Raw genomic sequence first — 19,410 nt, forward strand, 5'->3', positions numbered from 1 at the left:
TCCAAAATCAAATATCCGAAATCTAAAATCATAAAGAGCCTCTCATATTCAAGTAAAAAGGATTTTCGATATGTTCTTTCGAAGAGTTAAGTACCAATTTAGCGGCGGTAACCCCCATTGCCTCAAAGTCAGTAGAAATGGTTGTTAAGCCTTTCATAATAAACTTTTTGAGTGGGGTTTCATTATAAGAAATTATCCCTACGTGTTCCCCTACCGTGAGATTAAGCGTGATAATTTTTTCTAAAAGTTGTACTAAATCATCTTCCATCAAACTAATAAATACCTCTCCTTCATTGACAGGTTCCTCAGCCAAATCATGCACAATGTGATGGTTGAAGGCATAGTTACTACAAAAAGTTTTGAAGCCTTTCAAGATTTCCTGAGGATAATAACTATGCTCAGGAAAGACTAATTTAATGGTATGATATTTACTCAAAGCATCCAAAGCTTGGCTCAATGAGTTAAAAATATCCTTTTCAAAGTTTTCATACACAGCCCCATAATTCCCCTGAATCTCTTTGACTTTTTTATCAATAATAATTAGTTTGTCTTTTGGGAGCTGATCTAGCAATTTATACGCTTTTTCTTCCTCATCAATAAAATGTGGAATCACAACATAATGTGTATAATTGCTTTTTTGTTGTCCCAGTAGTTTACTAAAAAGTACGTAATCGTTGTTGTAAATATAAAAGTCAATAGCCGCTTTGTCGCCCAGTGTTTTGACAAAAGCATCGTAAATGATTTTCTTGTGTGGACTCAACTTATTGAATACCAAGAAAATCTTAAGTTCTTGTGACAAAAAAGTACTTGCCACAAAATAGCCTTTTCCTGGCGAAGAAGTCAATACGCCCAACTTGCGCAGTTCGTTATAGCCTTTTTCGACAGTAATACGTGAAATATCGAACTCGATACTTAGTTCGTTTATCGAGGGTAATAAATCCCCAGTGGTGAGGATCCCCTGTCTAATAGCACTAAGTACCGAGTTGACAAGTTGCTGATATTTCGGGGTTGCCGAAAATTCATCAATATTTAAATGTTCTAAAAAACGCTCTTTTTTCATAGAGAATTACCGATACCGACAATAATCACCGATAAAAGGATAATACCAATACCTGTTAAAATCGTACGGAAAATTGATTTTGAAACGCCTTTCCATTCGCCTAATACAATACCCCAACAGTTGGACGTAAGGATGATAGTTGCCATGTGCAAAATCCATGAACTAGCGCCATTACCTAATTTGCTTTCGCCCATTCCATAGAAGAAAAACTGCAAAAACCATGTTGTACCAGCAACCGCTGCAAAAGCATAGTTTTTCTTCAAAGGAGCTTTTGAGTTTAAATAGTCACCAAATGTTTTGTTACGTGTGTTAAGATACATACACCATACAAAATTGGTCACAAATCCACCCCAAAGTACAACTACAAAGATAACATTGTTTTGGAATAATGGATTACAGCCTTTTGCTACTGCTGTTTCGGCCATGGCCTTTCCAGCTTCAATACCAAAGTTAAAACAAGCACTCATCATACCAGAAATCGTAGCTACGATAAGTCCTTTGGTAAGGTTAAATTCTTTGATCGTTTCTGTTTTTTGTTCTTCGGTAAGTTCTCTTTCTTTCATCATTCCAGCCTTACCACAAACCATGATACCGCCCAAACAAACCAAAATACCTAATAATACGACCTGCCCACCAGTATGACTAATCATATATGAGAAAGTTCCCTCAACGTCATTAGTAAATACATCACGATATACGGCAGGTAACAAAGAACCAAATGTAGAACATAAACTCAAGGCAATAGACATACCCAAAGACATACCCAAATAACGCATAGCCAAACCAAAAGTCAAGCCACCGATACCCCAAAGTAAGCCCATCAAAAATGTCCAAAAAATCACACCTTGATCGGTAGTTTTGATAATCGTCATAAAATCAGGAATAGTAAGATAGGCAGCCAAATATGGTACTAATAGCCACGATACCACACCACCCACAATCCAAGCACTCTCCCATGCCCATGATTTAACACGATTATAAGGGATATAAAAACTCCCAGAAGCAAAACCACCTACCGAGTGGAAAATAACGCCAAGAATAGATTCCATAAAAAGGTCTTTTTACATAGTCTAAGATTTACATGTATGTGGAACAATCTGCAAACCTTAAAATTGTGATTATATGAAGTTTGATTATTGAAAAACAAATATTATTCTACAAATATAACCCTTTATGCACCTTACAACTGTCCTAAGGCATCTTTGAATATTGCAGTTTTTTAATTACCAAAAATTATATATAAAATAACTAATAGTTATATTTCTACTCGATATTTATCTTATAATTTAACCATCTATCAAAACGTTATATCACTGAGACTAGAAGGGAATTGTACTTTAATAAGTATTTAGTTTTTAATCCTTAGAAGCTATTCTTTTGAAAAACAATTTTTTGTATATTCCATTAAGTATGGTCAGGCATAAAATAAATATCATTTTTCTAGGGTGCTAATAAAGTTTTTACAGAAGAAATAAAAAGTTGAAATAACGATACTCTAATGCATTCATTTATATACACCGTAGTATTGAGTATCTAAAACGCTAATTTATTTTTGATAAAAACCTCCCTATTCTACTCAATTGGTTTCAGGACTAAGTCATTTTGTTGAATCTATGGAAAAACAACCTCTTTTTATTGAAAAACAGCGCTTTAACCAATGGTGGATGTGGTTGATATTGTTGGGTACCAATGGTATTTTCATTTATGGCTGGATACAGCAAATTTATTTAAATATTCCCTTCGGCGACCACCCCATGAGCAATACAGGATTATGGATTGCGGTACTAGTTATGTTGGCATTTACAGTCTTTATGCGTTCTTTTTGTCTAGAAACAAGCATATATGAGGATGGTATTTACGTACGATTTGTTCCACTTCAAAAAAGCTTCAGAATCTATCAATGGGATATGCTTGAGGAAGTTTATGTACGAAAATATGCTCCACTATCAGAATATGGAGGCTGGGGCTATCGAGTAGGATTTGGAAATGCAGGTGGCGCTTTGAATATAGCTGGAGATATGGGAATTCAATTAGTTTTTAAAGATAAAATGTCTTTACTCATAGGGACGCAAAAACCAGAAGAAGCCCAAAAAGCTTTAACATTAATCAATTTGTCGCAAGTAGAATAATTGAGTGGTTGAGTGATTACTTTAAAATTCAATTAAAGTAACCACTCAGTCACTCAATAAGTAAACTCCATCCAGTAACCGTCAGGGTCTTGGATAAAAATTTGGGGGACACCATCTGGGCGCATTTTGGGTCCTACCATGGGTATTTTTTTAGCCTTCAAAAAGGCTTCGCACTCTTCAATATCTTCTACTTCTAAAGCAAAATGATTACGTCTTGTGCCTCCAACGATAATGTCATCGGTACGACCTGCAATCAGATGTAAAGTATGCGTACCCAATGCATACCAAGCTCCCTCAAAATCAAAAGCTGGACGAGCTACTTCTGGCAATTCTAATACATTTCCATAAAACTCTTTCGACGCCTCTAGGTCCTTGACAAAAAGGGCGATATGATTAATCTCTTTGATTTTCATAGTGTTGTAAGCACTAAGATTTCCCAAAATAATATTTTAGTATACCTCACCGCTGAATAACCTTAAACTTTTATTGCCTATTGGGTTTCGTTATATTTTACACCTAAAAATCTATTATCCTTAGTGAAGACTGCTCGTTTTAAATCATCAAGATCAAATTGCAATCTTCTATTTTCTGATGCAGATTCGATTAAATCACTATTGAGTGTAACAATATACTGAAATTCATTTGGCGTTTTACGATTATATTCAAATAGAAAATTCAAACTTTTCTCTATTGAATCATCGTCTTCGAAGATATTGTCGTGAATAAGAAATCTTGGATGATTGTTTCGGGTATATTCATTTAACATTAATGAAATATCATAAATAAAGACTTTCATTCTTTCTGTTGAATGACTACCATCATCATCAATTCTCATTATAAAATCAATTACATTTTGATTTTTTGTTGTTTTTATTTCAAAGTGAGCTTCACGGTTACCCATTATTCTCTCATGAATGTTTAGAATAGACTCTTTAAAACTTTTTAACATTTCTTGATTTTTGTAGAGCTCTTCTTCCAAGTCTGAAATCAAAACCGATTTTTCCGTTTCAAGTTTTTTCTTAATCCTTTCTGATTCATCATATTTTTGAATCAATGAACGTAAATTATTTAGTTCTCTATTCTTTTCATTAAACACTCTAATTGACGTCTTTAAATCTTTAAGAACTTCTCCATTATCCAACAAGGCAATCTTTTCAGAATATTCTTCATCAAGTTTCCTTACAATTGAATTAATCTCAGAAAGTTCAGACTTCAAACTTGTCAAGCGGTCATTTACAATTGAATTTCTAAAACCATCAATTTTATTTTTAAACTCTTTTAAATCATCTAAAGACTTCTCAACTAAGTCTCCAAGTCCTTTCTTAAATTGGTTAAAAATTATCTTGAGGTCATTATCATCTATACTTTCAGGTTTCGGAAATGAATCTATTTGCTTAATCTCAAATTTAATTGCTTGTTGTTTAGTCCTCAAATCTGCAAGCTTTGCTTCTAACTTCACTAAGTCTTCTTGTATTAATTCGAATGATTCATTGGTTTTTAAGTTTTCAATTGCCTTATTAACTTTTCCAACTTCACTTTCTAATTCATTTAGATGTGCTTTTGCATCTTGAATTTTAATTTCATTGTTATTAGTGACAAATTTTTTGGTTTCTTTAAAAACCGTATTTTTTACATCTATTTCCTTGTTAAGCTTTTTTAGCTCTGCATATTTTTCAAGACCAAGATTGAGAAAAAATAAATGAGGACTATAATCTAAAGGAATTCTTTTAATTGTGTCAAAACATTGTATTAAATCCTTGAACTCTGAGCGTTCATCTCTAATAATAGGTTGTAATAGATTTCTAAAACTCAGTCTTTTTGTGTTTGCTGGATATTTTTCAAAATACAGATTACCAAGATATTCTGAAGCGTCATCAAGTTTGTCGAAATGAATATGTTCTCCATCTATTTGAATTGATACCTGTTCGGGTTTACTAATTGAACGAGAAATGATTACCTTCTTATTATTGAAATCAAAGTTCAATTTTATTTGACTATCAATAATCTCAGCATTCTTTTTGGGAATTAGGTTTAGTCGGCTGTCAGATATCCTTTTTAAAAGGCAAAAGTTGATAAATTCTATGCAAACTGATTTTCCAACGCCAATTTTCTTATTTGTTTTTTCTGATTTTTCACCCATAATGATATTAACTCCAAAATCGAAAGAAATCGGGGTAAAAATTTCGGGCTCACTATAAAGTCTATTGATTTTAATCATTCTTGTTTTTGATGTAGATAAATGGTTCTTTAAAATCAATTATACCTGATGAATACAAAAATGCAAGGCCAAAAAATAAATGCCTATAACGAGATATATTGTGTTTCTTCTTTAGTTCTTTTGATATTTCGAAAATTGAAATTTTATCGACCTTTTGCTTTTGAATTTGTTTCAAAATCAGAGAGGCGACATAAACTGAAGAAGTTTTTATATTTTCGTCTTTGGATACCAACATACTTTTATTTGTTTGGAAAAACATTGCATTTTATTAACTCATCAAGTAAGTAAAATTTGATGGCTTGTTTATCAAACTTAACTCCATTAGAAGAAAGTTTTCCGTAAAATAGCTCAACAAGGGAATGAAGAGCAAGTTTTGGGTTATTATTTTCTTTTGATAGTATGATATCACTTTCATCTTTTAAGTAATTGGAAACTTTCAAAGAAGTAACGCTATCTATGCTTTTGCTAGCTTCAAATAACGGAATCTGATAAACTGAGAGCAATTCTTTATATTGGGTTGTAATAAAATCACTATGGTCGGAAAATCTTTGGTAAATCTTGAATTCTGGATCGACATTATCAGAAAAATCAGATAGCTTTCTATTTTCATCTTTACTAAGATGTTCTATCAAAGCCATAATTGTTTCAACTTCCGAGCATTCTGTTTTGTATCTTTCGGTTAATATATTCTTATTTAAAAAGTCTGCTAACTCTCTTAACATATCAATTTCTGAAATGTCATTAATAATTGCAAGAAGTCTTTTAATGTCTAAAACGTCCTCCTTGTGATTAAAGTTTTTTCCAAATTTGGTTTTGTATTCTTTAGCATCTTTAGAAATGAGTAATATTTGTAACTTATATTGTTTGTTTTCAGGCTTTGTGAAAAAACCATCAATTGCATCTTTTATTTTGGTGTTGTCATTTTGAGCGGTTACCTGGATAGCTTGCTTATTTGCAGTATCGATTAGGTCTATATGAGCAAAATTATTATTTTCGAAATTTGTATTAGTGAAAGTAAATCCAATTAGATTAAATAGGTCTCTATAGAAGTTTTCAGCAAAAACATTGATATCAGTTAAGTTTAGAGAATTGAAGTTTTCTACTTCTTTTTGAAGGTATGTTAATCTCTTTGTTATTATTGATATATAGGTTTGTCTGTTGTCCATTTGAGTTATGAGAAAAGAAATTTCTTAAAAGGTGTCTTGAAAATTTGTATTTAAATTTATCAGTCATAAACAGGTATTCTTCTAATTAGCAAATGCACACACGCCAAAACGTATGTGCATTTGCTAAAGGACTGATATTACTTATGATTTATGCTAGAAGCAAAATAAGGTGCTTGCCTAATGCATACGGCTTAAAGCCGAAAGCGTATTTATATGATTTTGACCTATCTTTTAGGGAAATTAGGCAATTTCATTTTACCATCTTGTACACGGTTCATCATACGCATCATTTTGCGCATTTCTTCAAACTGCTTCAACAAGTTGTTGATTTGTTGAACCGAAGTACCCGAACCAGCAGCAATACGTTTCTTGCGAGACATATCCAATAACTCAGGTTTCTGACGCTCTTTTGGAGTCATTGACTGAATAATTGCCTCAATTGGTGTGAAAGAATCATTCGAAATATCAACGTCTTTGATAGCCTGCCCCATCCCTGGAATCATACCCATCAAATCTTTGATATTACCCATTTTCTTGATTTGTTGCAATTGAGAGTAGAAGTCCTCAAAACTAAATTGGTTTTGACGGATTTTCTTATTGATACGCTCTGCTTCTTCTTCGTCAAAGGCATTTTGAGCTCTTTCAACCAAGGAAAGCACGTCACCCATACCCAAAATACGGCTAGCCATACGATCTGGATAGAATTGGTCAAGAGCATCCATTTTCTCACCTGTCGAGATAAACTTGATTGGTTTCTCAACAACGTGACGAATCGAAAGCGCCGCACCACCACGAGCATCACCATCCAACTTAGTCAATACTACCCCGTCAAAATTCAAACGGTCGTTGAATGCCTTTGCAGTATTTACTGCATCCTGACCTGTCATAGAGTCTACTACGAACAAGGTTTCAGATGGTTTGATAGCTTCTTTTACCGCTGCAATCTCGTTCATCATCGCCTCATCTACAGCCAAACGACCCGCAGTATCGACAATGATTACTTTTTTACCCATTTTGCGAGCATACTCCAATGCATTTTGGGCAATTTGGACAGCATTTTTATTTTCTGGTTCCGAATAAACCTCTACTTCTACTTGCTCTCCTAGTACCTTCAACTGGTCAATCGCCGCAGGACGGTAAATATCGCAAGCTACCAATAGTACGTTACGACCCGATTTTTTGAGGTATTGAGCTAACTTACCAGAGAATGTAGTTTTACCAGAACCTTGCAAACCAGCAATCAAGATAACAGAAGGTTCTGATTTGAGGTTGATACCTTGTACTTGCGAACCCATCAATTTTACGAGCTCGTCGTGTACAATTTTTACCAACATCTGACCTGGGTCAACTGCAATCACGATTTTTTGACCCATCGCTTCATCCTTGATGCGGTCGGTAATTTCTTTCGCTACTTTGTAGTTAACATCGGCATCCATCAAAGCGCGACGGATTTCTTTCACTGTAGCGGCTACGTTAACGTCCGTGATACGTCCCTTACCTTTAAGGGTACGCATTGCGGTATTAAGTTTATTACTTAAATTCTCAAACATTGTCGGTTATAGCTAAAAATCTTATAGTTCATTCTATAGAACCGCAAAGGTACAAAAAAAATTAAGCATTAGTAGTTTCATAAATTGCTAATTATTATCTTGTAATAGATATACCTATCTCCAATTTATACTTACAAACTTTATATCCTTCCCATCAGATTTACAGAGGCTTGCAGACAAACAATGAGTTTGGCTTGCTATCATTCTTGATAATTATTGTTTTTGTCCACCTTTTATTGTCATTGATATACCTATCTCCCTAAAATAATTTTGTGCACTCAATTTATTGTATTACAACTATTTAAAGCACCAACAAAACAAATTTGTTTCACCAAACACATACAATACTAATATGAAAGCACCTCAAATCATCCTTTACGTAATTTGCCTAATCTGTTCAAGTTTTTTATCAAAAGCTCAATTTATTAGTATCGACGAAGCTCGCCATAAAGAAGTAAAAAAAGCAGGTAAAGCGGGTCTTTTTGTAGATATTCATCAAGACGAAAAAAATCCATTGATTTATAAAATTTTGATAAACCATACACAGGCTGAGTCAATTATGACTTACTTACGCCCTCGCAACTCTGCGGATTTCATCGAACAAAAGGATGCTAATTTAAAAGATTCCCATGTGATGCTCAACCTACATTTGGCTGGCTTAGAAGACGGTGAATATACTTTTGTCGTAAAAACTGAAAATCAATTTTTCATTAAACATTTTCTGCTCACCAGTGGAGATTTAGTCTGTGAAAAGGTTGGAGGAAAAGAGGTATTAACCATCAATAGACAAATTCAGACGGTAGATTAAATAAAGGGACAAAGCGTTATAGTAACAAACATGAGTCATCCCGAATTTAGTGATTGAGCGGATGAGTGATTATGTTAAAATTTGTATTCTAGTAGTAGAGACGCAATGATTGCGTCTTAAGTCGAGTAAAATCTAGCATGGTAGCATCAAAAAGCGGTCGAAAAATATTTTTCGACCGCTTTTTGATGAAAATTATGGAGAATAATCCCAATTCTAAAAATTCGGGATGACTCATGTTTGTTACTTTATGTCTATCAACTTTTTATTTTTACTCAAAAATAATTGTTCTATTACCAGCAATAAATACTCTATCTTCGAGTACTAGCTTAAGTGCTTTGGCAAGAACAATTTTCTCTACATCTCGTCCAGCAGCAGCCATTTCTATAGCAGTTTTAGTGTGATTTACCGAAATCACATCTTGGAAAATAATCGGTCCCTCGTCCAAATCATCTGTCACAAAGTGGGCAGTTGCACCAATAATCTTTACCCCACGTTCATACGCCTGACGATATGGATTAGCACCAATAAAAGCAGGTAAAAATGAGTGATGAATATTGATGACTTTTCCTGTATAACGCTCGGTAAAAGATGGCGTTAGTACACGCATGAATTTTGCCAATACCAAATAATCAAAACTGTAAGTAGCTAACAATTCGTGGATTTGGTTTTCGTGCTCCAACCTCGATGCCTCATCGGTTCCCTTGGCAGGAATATAGTGAAAAGGTATGCCAAAACGCTCAGTTAAAGAACGTAATACTTCATGATTGCCGATTACTGCTAAAATATTGATTGGCAAATCTTTGAACTCATTTCTAATCAATAAATCACTGATACAGTGGTGCTCTTTGGTTACTAAAACTACGACATCTTTAATCTCTTTTTTAGAAAGATTGATATTGGCGCCATTGGGCAAAATACCCCTTAATCCATCTTCAATTTTTTCAGGGTCGCAATTTCCAGAAAAAGCCACACGCATGAAAAACTGATTGGTATCTCTTTCGACAAATTCGTCGGTTCTTTCTACATTGAGGTTATTAAAAAATAGTACTCCTGTGATTTTATGCACAAGCCCTTTTTCGTCGGGGCAATCAATTCGTAAAATATAATCCGTCATTTCAAAATTATTATAATGGCTAACAGCAAGCTATGATGCTTTTTCAACATAGCATTTAACAGCCTGCAAAATTACTTATTCGTTTTACTAAATCGCTAATTATTACAGAATTAAAATACAAGAACTATAGAGTGTAGAGATTTGAATCATCACTGGAAGTTTAGATTCTGTAAAATAAAACCTCAGCTCATTCTCAAATTTTCAAATCCGCAAATTTGTATTCATCTACAGTTGTATTTCCATTTTTACATATTCGATTCCTTCTTTTACGAAAGTATCCCCAGTGGCATCTAATCCAAATTTTTGATAAAATGGCAATGCTGAAGTGCGTGCATGGCACCAAAGTAATTGCACTTTATGTTTTTTCGAAAAATCAATCAAATGACTTAACAGTGCTGTACCCAAGCCTTTGCCCTGTAAATGTTCGAGTGTAGCAAACTTTCGAAATTGTGCTTCTTGCCCTTCAATAAATAAAGAAATCACAGATACTAATTCAGCATCTAACCACAAGCCAAAATGAAGTCCCTCCTCATCATTTTTGATTTTAACAAAGTCTAAAGGATACTCTGGCCACATAACTTCATGACGAATTTGCCACGTTTGAGCGGCTGATATTTGATTGATAATATATGTCATAGTTGGTATTTAAAATTGAAATATGCTAAATATGAGCCTCTGTATTTATCTTGTCTTTTAGCATTTTAAGGTATTTGAGAAAGCTCAAACCTAAAGAAAAAAATGCTAACTATATATTTTTTAGCAATGCTTTTCTGAAAAAACTATTGATTCTCACCCAATAATGTTCCCTACGTATCATAACATTCCGTACATTTGCAGTCGAAATGCGCAAACTATTCACGCATCATTAATAACGCATAACGTTTTCATACAAAAATGGGAAAAATTAAAGTTGAAAATCCTGTCGTTGAGCTTGATGGCGACGAAATGACTAGAATTATCTGGAAATTCATCAAGGATAAGTTAATCATTCCTTACTTGGATTTGGATATCAAATATTATGATTTGGGCATGGAGTACCGTGACGAAACCAATGACCAAGTTACAGTTGATGCTGCTGAGGCTATCAAAAAATACGGTGTAGGTATCAAATGTGCTACTATCACACCAGATGAAGCTCGTGTAAAAGAATTCAACTTGAAACAAATGTGGAAATCACCAAACGGTACAATCCGTAACATCTTGGATGGTACTGTATTCCGTGAGCCTATCGTTTGTTCAAATGTTCCTAGATTAGTTCCAAACTGGACTGCTCCAATTATGATTGGTCGTCACGCTTTTGGTGACCAATACAGAGCAACTGACTTTTTGACAAAAGGTAAAGGTAAATTAACAGTTACTTTCACGCCAGAAGACGGTTCTGAACCACAAACTTTTGAAGTATTCAACTTCAAAAACGACGGTGTAGCATTAACAATGTACAACACTGACGAGTCTATTCGTGGTTTTGCTCACTCATGTTTCAACATGGCATTGAGCAAAGGATGGCCTTTATATTTATCTACAAAAAATACCATCTTGAAAAAATACGATGGTCGTTTCAAAGATATTTTTGAAGAAATCTACCAAGCAGACTACAAAGAGAAATTTGTAGCAGCTGGAATCGTTTACGAACACCGTTTGATCGATGACATGGTAGCTTCTGCCTTGAAATGGAATGGTAACTTCGTATGGGCTTGTAAAAACTACGATGGTGACGTTCAGTCAGATACAGTAGCACAAGGTTTCGGTTCATTAGGTTTGATGACTTCAGTATTGGTTACGCCAGATGGTACTGTAATGGAAGCTGAAGCTGCTCACGGAACTGTAACTCGTCACTACCGTGACCACCAAGCTGGAAAACCTACTTCTACTAACCCAATTGCATCTATCTTTGCTTGGACTCGTGGTTTGGAATTCCGTGGTAAATTGGACGGTAACCAAGAGTTGATCAACTTTAGCCAAACTTTGGAAAAAGTATGTATCGAAACAGTTGAGTCAGGTAAAATGACTAAAGACTTAGCAGTGTGTATCCACGGAAACAAAGTTTCTCATGGAGAACACTACTTATATACTGAAGAATTCTTGGCAGCAATTGACGAGAATTTGAAAGCTGCTTTGGCGAAATAATTTTTGCTAAAATAGTTTTGAGAGGCCAGCCTATTCGTATGATTAGGCTGGCTTTTTATTTTATGCATATTCATCTTCAAGTTTACTAGTAGTCTTTTTCAAACATCTACAAGTTATCAATCGTTATCTCTATACCAACGCCATATATCTCTAACAGACAGATTTTTTAGAGAAAAATGCTATCTTGGAATTTTCATTCATTAAAATGCTTCATCATTCATGAAAAAACACTACCTCCCGCTAATTTTATCATTTGCACTTTTTACAGAAGCTAACGCTCAAAAAATTGTTCAGCGTGATCCAGCCATCGAACAACTCGTTGCTGAAGTAAATGCTGATAGTTTGCAATCACATATCAAAAAATTGGTAAGTTTTGACACTCGTCATACCATGAGTACCACTACTGAAGAGAAACGTGGGATTGGGGCTGCAAGACGTTGGGTATTAAGCAGATTCCAAGAATATGCCAAACAATCAGGTGGTCGCATGACAGCTATGATTGATTCGTGGGTACTCAAACCAGATGGCAAACGTGTCGACAAAGATCAAGATATGGGCAATGTCATGGGGATTTTGAAAGGAACAGACCCGAACGACGACCGTATTTTTATCGTTTCGGGGCATATTGATAGCCGTGTAACCAATGTCATGAATCGCGAAGCTACCGCCCCAGGAGCCAACGACGACGGTTCGGGTACAGCTACAGTGATTGAACTAGCTCGTGTGATGGCTAAAGCACAATTTCCAGCAACCGTTATTTTCTTGGTAGTTAGTGGTGAAGAACAAGGACTTCTTGGTGCTGATTATTTAGCCCAAAAAGCAGTCAACGAAAAATGGAATATCGAGGCTATCATGAATAATGATATTGTAGGTTCTAATAACAGTAATGAAACTAGAATCATAGACAACACTCGTGTTCGTATTTTTAGTGAAGGGCTTCCTGCTTTTGAACTTGACAAAAAAGCGACTAGCATTCGCAATATGGGACAAGAAAACGATGGGAAAGCCCGTCAGTTAGCCCGTTATGCTAAGGAAATTGGAGAAAGATATGTCGATAATCTTGAAGTAGTAATGGTGTATCGCAACGACCGTTTTTTACGTGGTGGCGACCATACGCCATTTGTCAATCGTGGTTTTGCAGCAGTTCGTGTCACTGAGATGAACGAAAATTTTGACCATCAGCACCAAGATTTGCGTACTGAAAAAGGTACTCAATATGGAGATTTACCAGAGTTTATGGATTTTGAGTATTTGAGAAAAAATACTGCCATGAATTTAGCAACGTTGGCTAACTTAGCAAAAGCTCCAGCCACACCTCAAAATGTAACAATTGATACAAAATCCCTGACCAACAGTACTACGTTATTTTGGCAAACACCAAAATCAGGTAAGGTAAAAGGATATTATGTATTAGTACGTGAGACCTATCAGCCTTTCTGGCAAAAGAAAATTTTTACCACTAAAAATGGCATTAATATTCCTTACTCAAAAGACCATTATTTTTTTGCCGTACAAGCAGTAGGCGAAGATGGCAATGAGAGCTTACCTATATTACCGAAAGTGGGAATGTAAGATTCTGTAGGTTTGTTGATAAAAGAGCCAAGAAATCAGTGTTAATGCTGATATTCTTGGCTCTTTCATTTAAACTATAAATTCATGATTTCTTCCTCTGAAAGTCCTGTTAATTTTTGTATACTGGCAATATCAAGTCCCATCATCTTAGCTTGCCGAGCAATATTTCGTTGCCCTTCTTTCAGTCCCTCTTGAATGCCTTTCTCCATTCCTTCTTGGATTCCTTTCTCCATTCCCTCTTTCAAACCTTCTTTCAAACCTTCTTTCAAGCCCTCTTGCATACCTTTAAGGAGTCCTTCTTCGTGGGCAGTTTCCACGGCATAGTCGTATGTGGCTTTATTATCCCTAAATACTTTGAGACTGTATTCATACCTTTCCCAATCCTCTCTATCCATTTTGGCTAGTTCAGCTATCTGAAAAGCATGAGTAAACACTTCGTCTTTGAACAACTCTGGTATGTTCTGAAAGTCTTCTAGGTTTTTGATAAAATACAACCATTTATCTAATCTGGTGGCTAACTCATGTTCTTCTTTTTTGAAATTGGGCATTTCAAGATAAATGTAAGTTAACTTATCATAAAATACCTTTCCATGCTGATTTTTGAGATTGATGGTATGTACAACCTCTGATTTTTCAGGTTCAGATTCGTAATCATCGAAGGTAAAATCTAGCACGCCAATACAGTACACCGCTTTGAGATTGTAATTCCAAATACCTTTTTCGGCTTGTTCTCGAATCGGGAAAGTTGAGTAATAAATAGTCCTTTCTCTGAAATAATTCTGTTTGGCTTTTTGTAATTCTACGATAAACTTTTCACCATTTTGATTTTCGCAATAAATATCATAAATGGCTTTTCGGTCATAAGGCGTAAAGCCTAATTGTTCATTGTTTTTGAAGGTGAGCTCTACGATTTGGTCTCTTTCGGGCAAAAGGGAGTTCAGGAAGTCAATAAGTTGTGGCTTACTGGCTTCTTCACCAAAGATTTTTTTGAACCCGAAGTCCGTAAATGGATTAAGATATTTTGCTTTCATGTTTATAAAGGAGTAGTTCTAAAATTCAAAGTTAGACAATTTTTAGGACTAAACATTTGTTAGCATACAAGTTTGATTTCCAATTGCTTGAGCAATTTAGACTTATTCTCTTGAGCAGATCGTATTTCCTTTTTTAACAATAGATCTTTTTGTAAAATCCTACTCTTTTTACTTGGTCTCCTTTTGCTCTAACTTCTTTCTAATAATTAAATAATACTTTTTCAATAAAAAATTATGAAATTCCGCAAAAACATTCAACTATTCAAAGAATACTCCTAAATTCAAGTGTTAATTCTGAAACAAAATGCCAGTTGTAAAACACTCTGATTACCAGCCTCCTTTATGGCTGCCAAATGGTCATTTCCAAACCATTTATCCTTCCTTGTTTCGTAAAGTAGATGGGATAAGTTATCAGCGTGTGCGTTTATCAACTCCTGACCATGATTTTTTGGACTTGGATTGGTCAAAAGTTAATCCTCATGAAACTCATTCACAGCGCCCACTTTTGATTTTATCACATGGGCTCGAAGGTGATTCTACCAGACAATATATCACGGGCATGGTCAGGTTGTTTAACCAACACCAGTTTGATTGCTTGGCATGGAATTTTAGAAGTTGTTCAGGAGAAATCAATAAGCAAGTACGTTTTTATCATAGTGGTGCTACCGATGATTTGGACTTGGTAATCAAGTATGCAGCGCAAAAATATAAGGAAATATACCTCATGGGCTTCAGCTTAGGAGGAAATCTTACCCTAAAGTATTTGGGTGAAAATGGCGAAAATCTTCGTCCTGAAATCAAAAAGGCTGTAACATTTTCCGTACCTTTGCACCTTTCTGGAAGTAGCTCCAAAATGGAAAGTTGGCAAGACTGGGTATATACCCGCCGTTTTAATAAAACACTTACCAAAAAAATCCAAGAAAAGGCAGTTTACTTTCCCGAAAACATCAACACTACAAATTTGTCGAAAATACGCACCCTGCGTGATTTTGACAATTATTACACTTCACAACTTCACGGATTCAAAGATGCAGAGGACTATTATCAGAAAAATAGTTCACTATATTTTATTGAAAAAATCCAAATACCCACGTTAATAATTAATGCCCAAAATGACCCTTTTTTATCGAAAGAATGTTTCCCTTTCGATAAGGTAAATCGCTTAGAAAAAGTATTTTTCCAAGCTCCCGAAAAAGGTGGACATTGTGGGTTTATGCAAAAAGGCTATGAGGAAACCCTCTGGTCGGAATATCAAGCATTAGGCTTTTTGTCCAAAAACTAGCAACGAGTACCAAACAGGTTAACCAATACATAAATAACTAGAGTTTCAAATCCGTAGGAAAAGGCTTTGACCCTGACTTGCGATATACAGTAAGAACATGTTGACTAAAACAGCAGAACATCAAGTAAATTTTGTCATTGACTTTGACAGCACTTTCACGCAGGTAGAAGGTCTTGACGAATTAGCGGCCATTGCATTGGCAGGCAACAAAGACAGCGAAAAAATTGTCGGTGAAATCAAAGCGATTACTGACAAAGGTATGTTGGGTGAAATTGGGTTTGCTGATTCCTTGAAGGCGAGAGTTGCCTTATTGCCAGCACACCGCGACCATGTAAATACTTTGATTGAGTTTTTGATGGGTAAAATCTCAGACTCATTTGCTCGTAACAGAGAGTTTATCTCGATGTATCGTGAAAATATCTACATTGTGTCGAGTGGTTTCAAAGATTTTATTGTTCCTGTAGCCGTGTCAATGGGCGTAAAAGAAGAAAATGTTTTTGCAAATACATTTACTTACGACGCAGAAGGAAATATCATTGGATACGACGAAAGCAACTTGCTTTCTCAAGATAAAGGTAAAGTAAAATTACTTCAAGCCTTGCAATTGGAAGGCGATGTGTATGCGATCGGCGATGGGTATACTGACTATGAACTTCGTGAGTCTGGTTTGGCGAATAAGTTCTTCGCTTTCATCGAAAACGTAGAGCGTCAGAAAGTAGTAGAAAAAGCTGATGAGGTTGTAGCTTCATTAGATGAATTCCTATATATCAATGGCTTGAGCCGTTCTCAATCTTATCCAAAATCAAAAATCAAAGTTTTATTGTTAGAAAACGTTCACCCAAAAGCTGTTGCAGCTTTCAAAAATGAAGGTTTTCAGGTAGAGCTATTGAAGGGTGCTTTGGACGAAGAAGAACTGATCGAGCGTATCAAAGGTGTTTCGATTTTAGGTTTACGTTCTAAAACTAATCTTACCAAACGTGTGCTTGAGCATCCAAATGCTAGTCGTTTGATGGCGGTTGGAGCGTTCTGTATTGGTACAAACCAAATCGATTTAGCTGAATGTGAAAGACGTGGTATTGCAGTATTCAATGCACCTTATTCAAACACTCGTTCGGTAGTAGAATTGGCAATTGGTGAAATGATTATGTTGACTCGTGACATTTTCACGAAATCAAATAAAATGCACCAAGGTGTTTGGGACAAATCTGCAACTAACTCTTACGAAATTCGCGGTAAGAAGCTCGGTTTGGTAGGTTATGGTAGCATTGGTACACAACTTTCGGTTATTGCCGAAGCAATGGGTATGGAGGTTTACTTCTACGATGCTGTTGATAAATTAGCTTTGGGTAATGCTAAAAAGTGTAAGACCCTTGAAGAACTATTAAGCATTTCTGACTTTATCTCTATGCACGTTGATGGTCGTAAGACTAACTCAAACATTATTGGAGAAAAAGAATTTGCTATGATGAAAGACAATGTGATTTTCATCAACCTTTCAAGAGGTCATGTAGTAGATATTCCAGCATTAGTAAACGCCTTGAAGTCGGGTAAAGTTTGGGGAGCGGCAGTTGACGTATTCCCGTATGAACCCAAAACTAACGACGAGGAGTTTATGAACGAATTGCGTAGTTTGCCAAGAGTAATTTTGACTCCACATATTGGAGGTTCAACAGAAGAAGCTCAAGCAAATATCGGTGAATTTGTACCAAGCAAATTGTTACAGTTCATGAACAACGGTAGCACTTACGGCTCTGTAAACTTCCCAGAATTACAATTGCCAGCTTTGGAAGATGCACACCGTTTGTTACACGTACACCAAAACGTACCGGGTATTTTGGCCAAAATCAACGGAATTTTTGCCAAATACAATGTCAATATCAAAGGTCAGTATCTCAAAACAACCAACAATATCGGTTATGTAATTACTGACGTAGCAAAAGAATACGCAGACGAGATTGTAGAAGAGCTAAAAGGCTTAGATAATACCATCAAATTTAGAATGTTGTATTAAAATCTTGTATTCTTATATCTTTGTGCCACGTATTTCGTGGCACAAGTTTTTTATCGCTAGTCATAAGTTGACTTTTAAGTAGTATTCTATTTTGCTTGTGGAAGTCAGGGTTTCAAACTCTTGTTTGAAGTTACTGAAATTCAAAACCAATTTGAAAAATCCATTATTTACTGAACAAGATTAAAGAACTATTAATTCATGCGTAAAACGTACTTTACCCCAGGTCCAGCCGAACTTTTTCCAACTGTTGAACAACACTACCGCGATGCGTTTGACCTTCAATTAGGGTCTATTTCGCACCGTTCTGCTCAGTTTCGTAAGATTTATCAGCATACGGTAGAGCAACTTCGTACGCTGATGAATATCCCTGAATCATCGGGCATTTTCTTTACTGGCTCTGCTACAGAAATTTGGGAGAGAATCATCCAAAACACCGTAGAGTTTGAAAGCTTCCACTTGGTAAATGGCTCTTTTTCAAAGAAATTTTACGACTTTTCAAGCGAGTTAGGCAAATTTGCTCACAAATACGAAAAACCCTTTGGTGAGGGTTTTGACTATGCTGAAATCCAAGTACCACAATATTCAGAATTGATTTGTACAACCGCTAACGAAACGTCTTCGGGAGTACAGATGCGTCCTGCCGAGATTCATAAACTCAAACGTGGGAATAAAGATAAATTCGTAGCTGTGGATATGGTATCGTCGGCTCCCTATCCTGATCTAGACTTTGAATTGATAGATACAGCGTTTTTCTCTGTACAAAAATCATTTGGTATGCCTGCTGGATTAGGTTGTTGGATTGCCAACCCGAGCATGCTTGATAAAGCCAAAGCATTGAAGAAAAACGATGGTATTATTGGTACTTATCATACTTTACCTTCTTTGTGGAAAAACTTCGAAAAATTCGAAACACCAGAAACTCCAAATGTAATGGGAATTTATGTGTTAGGAAAAGTAGCCGAGGATATGAATAAAATCGGTATCGAAACGATTCGCAAAGAAACAGAACGCAAAGCCAAAATGCTTTATGATTTTGCAACGAAGTGTGATTACCTCGATATTTTTGTGCAAAACCCTGAACACCGTTCGCAAACAGTAGTAGTGGTAAATACCGTTGGAAAACCTGCTGCTGAGATTATCGATGCGGTAAAAGCTTCTGACAATATGGTAATTGGCTCTGGTTATGGCGATTTTAAAGCTACACAACTTCGTATTGCCAACTTTGCAGCGGTTAATATTGAGCAAGTTGAAAGCTTAATCGAAGTAATGAAAAAGCTATAATTTTTATACGAATGCTAAGGCATTCAAACTATTGTGAATTTGGGATTTCTGATTTCGGAAA

16 protein-coding genes are annotated in these 19,410 nt (G+C 35.6%); 7 read left to right on the forward strand and 9 right to left on the reverse strand.

Going from position 1 to position 19,410, the window contains the following annotated elements; genetic code table 11:
- Positions 1 to 28 precede the first annotated feature (28 nt).
- Both GVN22_RS06990 and rhaT read right to left on the reverse strand, forming a co-directional pair.
- The gene (locus tag GVN22_RS06990) at positions 29 to 1,060 is read right to left on the reverse strand and encodes a GntR family transcriptional regulator (protein ID WP_166550324.1); all 1,032 of its coding nucleotides are present in this window, start codon (positions 1,058 to 1,060) and stop codon (positions 29 to 31) included.
- Entirely contained in the window at positions 1,057 to 2,109 is a 1,053-nt protein-coding gene (gene rhaT, locus GVN22_RS06995) for an L-rhamnose/proton symporter RhaT (RefSeq protein ID WP_095162058.1), read from the reverse strand. The genes GVN22_RS06990 and rhaT overlap by 4 nt, the downstream gene beginning before the upstream one ends.
- Before the next feature lie 564 nt (positions 2,110 to 2,673).
- On the opposite strand from rhaT, the gene GVN22_RS27850 reads away from it, so the two are divergent.
- A complete protein-coding gene (locus GVN22_RS27850; RefSeq protein ID WP_166550325.1) occupies positions 2,674 to 3,189 on the forward strand; it encodes a hypothetical protein in 516 nt (171 codons plus the stop codon).
- 53 nt (positions 3,190 to 3,242) lie between these two features.
- Here the strand turns inward: GVN22_RS27850 and GVN22_RS07005 are convergent, their stop codons facing one another.
- The 4 genes from GVN22_RS07005 to ffh all read right to left on the reverse strand — a co-directional run bounded on the left by GVN22_RS07005 (position 3,243) and on the right by ffh (position 8,123).
- The gene (locus tag GVN22_RS07005; RefSeq protein ID WP_095162051.1) at positions 3,243 to 3,602 is read right to left on the reverse strand and encodes a VOC family protein; all 360 of its coding nucleotides are present in this window, start codon (positions 3,600 to 3,602) and stop codon (positions 3,243 to 3,245) included.
- A 77-nt stretch (positions 3,603 to 3,679) separates the two neighbouring features.
- Positions 3,680 to 5,407, reverse strand: coding sequence for a DUF2326 domain-containing protein (locus GVN22_RS07010; protein ID WP_166550326.1), 1,728 nt, complete (start codon positions 5,405 to 5,407; stop codon positions 3,680 to 3,682).
- Between the two features lie 239 nt (positions 5,408 to 5,646).
- Positions 5,647 to 6,573: an SMEK domain-containing protein gene (locus tag GVN22_RS07015; RefSeq protein ID WP_166550327.1), complete on the reverse strand. Its 927-nt coding sequence runs from the start codon at positions 6,571 to 6,573 to the stop codon at positions 5,647 to 5,649.
- A 224-nt stretch (positions 6,574 to 6,797) separates the two neighbouring features.
- Positions 6,798 to 8,123: a signal recognition particle protein gene (gene ffh / locus GVN22_RS07020; protein ID WP_166550328.1), complete on the reverse strand. Its 1,326-nt coding sequence runs from the start codon at positions 8,121 to 8,123 to the stop codon at positions 6,798 to 6,800.
- A gap of 352 nt (positions 8,124 to 8,475) precedes the next feature.
- Between ffh and GVN22_RS07025 the strand changes: the two genes are divergently transcribed.
- Positions 8,476 to 8,931, forward strand: coding sequence for a hypothetical protein (locus GVN22_RS07025; RefSeq protein ID WP_166550329.1), 456 nt, complete (start codon positions 8,476 to 8,478; stop codon positions 8,929 to 8,931).
- A gap of 268 nt (positions 8,932 to 9,199) precedes the next feature.
- Here GVN22_RS07025 and purU read toward each other — a convergent pair whose 3' ends face one another.
- On the reverse strand, positions 9,200 to 10,045 hold the full coding sequence (gene purU / locus GVN22_RS07030) for a formyltetrahydrofolate deformylase (RefSeq protein WP_166550330.1): 846 nt from the start codon (positions 10,043 to 10,045) through the stop codon (positions 9,200 to 9,202).
- Positions 10,046 to 10,270: 225 nt separating this feature from the next.
- Positions 10,271 to 10,681, reverse strand: coding sequence for a GNAT family N-acetyltransferase (locus GVN22_RS07035; RefSeq protein ID WP_166550331.1), 411 nt, complete (start codon positions 10,679 to 10,681; stop codon positions 10,271 to 10,273).
- Positions 10,682 to 10,939: 258 nt separating this feature from the next.
- Between GVN22_RS07035 and GVN22_RS07040 the strand changes: the two genes are divergently transcribed.
- Together GVN22_RS07040 and GVN22_RS07045 are read left to right on the forward strand one after the other, a co-directional pair.
- Positions 10,940 to 12,172, forward strand: coding sequence for an isocitrate dehydrogenase (NADP(+)) (locus GVN22_RS07040; RefSeq protein ID WP_166550332.1), 1,233 nt, complete (start codon positions 10,940 to 10,942; stop codon positions 12,170 to 12,172).
- 219 nt (positions 12,173 to 12,391) lie between these two features.
- Positions 12,392 to 13,744 (forward strand): M20/M25/M40 family metallo-hydrolase, encoded by a 1,353-nt coding sequence (locus GVN22_RS07045; protein ID WP_166550333.1) that lies wholly within the window; start codon positions 12,392 to 12,394, stop codon positions 13,742 to 13,744.
- 74 nt (positions 13,745 to 13,818) lie between these two features.
- Here GVN22_RS07045 and GVN22_RS07050 read toward each other — a convergent pair whose 3' ends face one another.
- A complete protein-coding gene (locus GVN22_RS07050) occupies positions 13,819 to 14,775 on the reverse strand; it encodes an Rpn family recombination-promoting nuclease/putative transposase (RefSeq protein WP_166550334.1) in 957 nt (318 codons plus the stop codon).
- 304 nt (positions 14,776 to 15,079) lie between these two features.
- On the opposite strand from GVN22_RS07050, the gene GVN22_RS07055 reads away from it, so the two are divergent.
- From GVN22_RS07055 to GVN22_RS07065, 3 genes are all read left to right on the forward strand, one after another.
- On the forward strand, positions 15,080 to 16,057 hold the full coding sequence (locus GVN22_RS07055) for a YheT family hydrolase (protein ID WP_166550335.1): 978 nt from the start codon (positions 15,080 to 15,082) through the stop codon (positions 16,055 to 16,057).
- Positions 16,058 to 16,154: 97 nt separating this feature from the next.
- On the forward strand, positions 16,155 to 18,068 hold the full coding sequence (gene serA, locus GVN22_RS07060) for a phosphoglycerate dehydrogenase (RefSeq protein WP_166550336.1): 1,914 nt from the start codon (positions 16,155 to 16,157) through the stop codon (positions 18,066 to 18,068).
- Positions 18,069 to 18,266: 198 nt separating this feature from the next.
- On the forward strand, positions 18,267 to 19,349 hold the full coding sequence (locus GVN22_RS07065; protein ID WP_166550337.1) for an aminotransferase class V-fold PLP-dependent enzyme: 1,083 nt from the start codon (positions 18,267 to 18,269) through the stop codon (positions 19,347 to 19,349).
- Positions 19,350 to 19,410: the final 61 nt, after the last annotated feature.

Origin of the sequence: Cellulophaga sp. BC115SP, assembly GCF_009905545.1 — a bacterium.
GTDB lineage: Bacteria > Bacteroidota > Bacteroidia > Cytophagales > Spirosomataceae > Flectobacillus > Flectobacillus rivi.

Coding starts and splice junctions, on each gene's coding strand:
- GVN22_RS06990 (WP_166550324.1), bottom strand. CDS start 1,060: ATGAAAAAAGAGCGTTTTTTAGAACATTTAAATATTGATGAATTTTCG.
- rhaT (WP_095162058.1), bottom strand. CDS start 2,109: ATGGAATCTATTCTTGGCGTTATTTTCCACTCGGTAGGTGGTTTTGCT.
- GVN22_RS27850 (WP_166550325.1), top strand. CDS start 2,674: ATGGAAAAACAACCTCTTTTTATTGAAAAACAGCGCTTTAACCAATGG.
- GVN22_RS07005 (WP_095162051.1), bottom strand. CDS start 3,602: ATGAAAATCAAAGAGATTAATCATATCGCCCTTTTTGTCAAGGACCTA.
- GVN22_RS07010 (WP_166550326.1), bottom strand. CDS start 5,407: ATGATTAAAATCAATAGACTTTATAGTGAGCCCGAAATTTTTACCCCG.
- GVN22_RS07015 (WP_166550327.1), bottom strand. CDS start 6,573: ATGGACAACAGACAAACCTATATATCAATAATAACAAAGAGATTAACA.
- ffh (WP_166550328.1), bottom strand. CDS start 8,123: ATGTTTGAGAATTTAAGTAATAAACTTAATACCGCAATGCGTACCCTT.
- GVN22_RS07025 (WP_166550329.1), top strand. CDS start 8,476: ATGAAAGCACCTCAAATCATCCTTTACGTAATTTGCCTAATCTGTTCA.
- purU (WP_166550330.1), bottom strand. CDS start 10,045: ATGACGGATTATATTTTACGAATTGATTGCCCCGACGAAAAAGGGCTT.
- GVN22_RS07035 (WP_166550331.1), bottom strand. CDS start 10,681: ATGACATATATTATCAATCAAATATCAGCCGCTCAAACGTGGCAAATT.
- GVN22_RS07040 (WP_166550332.1), top strand. CDS start 10,940: ATGGGAAAAATTAAAGTTGAAAATCCTGTCGTTGAGCTTGATGGCGAC.
- GVN22_RS07045 (WP_166550333.1), top strand. CDS start 12,392: ATGAAAAAACACTACCTCCCGCTAATTTTATCATTTGCACTTTTTACA.
- GVN22_RS07050 (WP_166550334.1), bottom strand. CDS start 14,775: ATGAAAGCAAAATATCTTAATCCATTTACGGACTTCGGGTTCAAAAAA.
- GVN22_RS07055 (WP_166550335.1), top strand. CDS start 15,080: ATGCCAGTTGTAAAACACTCTGATTACCAGCCTCCTTTATGGCTGCCA.
- serA (WP_166550336.1), top strand. CDS start 16,155: ATGTTGACTAAAACAGCAGAACATCAAGTAAATTTTGTCATTGACTTT.
- GVN22_RS07065 (WP_166550337.1), top strand. CDS start 18,267: ATGCGTAAAACGTACTTTACCCCAGGTCCAGCCGAACTTTTTCCAACT.